The sequence below is a fragment of the Nostoc sp. CALU 546 genome (assembly GCF_048836525.1).
The window spans coordinates 1-1,864 of the sequence record NZ_JAWJTF010000365.1 but is presented as its reverse complement, the minus strand read 5'-3'; the positions used below and the strand labels follow the sequence as shown (position 1 = coordinate 1,864).

Here is a 1,864-nt window from a genome sequence, read left to right as displayed (position 1 = left end):
AGGCATCTAGGGTGCAGTTCGATGCACCTAAGGTGCAGGGCGATTCATCAAAGGTGCAGGGCGATGCTACAAAGGTTCAGGGCGATGCCTCAAAGGTGCAGGGCGATGCATCAAAGTTGCAGTGCGATGCATCAAAGGTGCAAAGCGATGCAACAACATTGGAGCCTGGTAGGGAAGGGGTCAGACTGAAAACTTCATTTACTCGCCGCTTCTACCGGCTGGGCGACAATTACATTCGCTAGACTATTGCTAGGGTTTTTCCAAAAAGACAACCCATCATATTGAGTAAATAAATCTGGCGGTAAAATTGTCAGTCGCGGTTGAAACTCGACTTTGCGACGCACTTGATGTAGTCCCTTAGTATTCAGGCGATTATCAAATTCCTCAGCTTCGTATTCCACATTGACAAAATCATGCTTAAAGGGTTCCTCTTGTATAAATTGATAAATCAGCGATAGGGTTTTATCAGGTGCTTGGGTCAATAAGTCATAGTCCACTAAAAGTAAAGAGGCACTGTGTTCGCTATAGAATGCTTCTTTGAGGGCGTTATAAGCAAACCCAACTAACCGTCCCCCTTGACTCAAGGCTTCGGTGCGAGTGTAAACTGTGGAGCGTTCGCCAGGATTATTAAACATCCGCGACACATCAAAAGCATTTTTTCTAATCAGCCGTTCGATGCTATCCATAATCCAAGCAACATTCCGCACGCAGCAAATCACCTTTGAGCCAGGAAATAGCTCGTGAATTAAGGACAATTTGCTACACCACAGCCGATTAGTATCGAAGATGACTTCTTTTTGAGCTTGCGGCTGGTAAAATGTTGAAAATATCGTTAAGGTTAATGCCCGTTTTTGCTCAGGGGTGATAAAGACAGAATATTCGTTGTCTTCGCTCATCGCTTCTAGCATTCGGTTTACCAGACTACCGACGGGGCTAGACATACCGGCGTGAAATCGGGGATTTTGCCGCAGTAAGGCTCCGAGTAAAGTAGAACCGGAACGCGGTAAGCCTGAGATAAAGTGCATTTTGGCAGTCATGACGATTAATTGGCTTTGATTTATTGCCTTGACATAGAAGCTTTTGCACCTGTGTGTTTTGCTTACACAGGCTAGACAGTTGTTAAAATTTTGCGTTGGTGAAATGGATTATATAGCGATCGCCTCAGTCACCGCATCGAACAAAGATCCCAGTTTTGACTAGGATCTTTGTCCTATATAATTATTAATTATGAATAAAATATGTATGTAACAATATAAACCGTGTTTTATTAAGTGATATTACTCATTTGCTATTAGATATAAGTTTTTAATTAAATAAGTAATGACTCTTGTTCCAATCATTCTGGGGATAGTTGCTGGTATTTGCTTATATATTGGGCTATTACACCTGCTGATTGCTTGTGGCAAATTACAAACAGCGCTTCACTTCTGCTTTGGGTTACTTTGCTTAGGATCTGTTGTCTATATCCTGGCTTTGATAGTCACATATCAAGCGACTAATGTAGAAAACTATATAAGTGCCAAAAAATTAGTATGTTCTGTAGGGTATATTTACGGGATTAATATTGTATGGTTTATAGCTTTATATACTAGAGTTAAGCCAGTGCGTTTAATTTTGGTGCTGAATAGTCTGTACGTCATCAGCCTGTTAATTAACCAAATTTCTCCCACGGGAATTCTGCACTCTCATATCAGTAACCTATCAAGTATTTCTTTGCCTTGGGGCGAATCAATTACTTCCCCAAAAGGTACACTGAATCCTCTATTCAGTTTTCAATTATTAACTTTAATCAGTAATACTGTTTTCCTGTTTTACGCCTGTTACCGTCAATATCGATGCGGTGAAAAGCAAGCAGCGCTGATTG

Annotated in this window: 3 protein-coding genes; 2 read left to right on the top strand and 1 reads right to left on the bottom strand. The window is 41.1% G+C overall.

Annotated elements, in window-relative coordinates:
• Positions 1-242 (top strand): hypothetical protein (locus RRG12_RS43715; protein WP_420763330.1); only part of this gene is annotated, 242 nt, incomplete at its 5' end.
• Here RRG12_RS43715 and RRG12_RS43710 read toward each other — a convergent pair.
• Positions 195-1,037 (bottom strand): sulfotransferase family protein, encoded by an 843-nt coding sequence (locus RRG12_RS43710; RefSeq protein ID WP_420761594.1) that lies wholly within the window; start codon positions 1,035-1,037, stop codon positions 195-197. The genes RRG12_RS43715 and RRG12_RS43710 overlap by 48 nt on opposite strands.
• Before the next feature lie 283 nt (positions 1,038-1,320).
• Here RRG12_RS43710 and RRG12_RS43705 point away from each other — a divergent pair.
• Positions 1,321-1,864 (top strand): hypothetical protein (locus RRG12_RS43705; protein WP_420763329.1); only part of this gene is annotated, 544 nt, incomplete at its 3' end.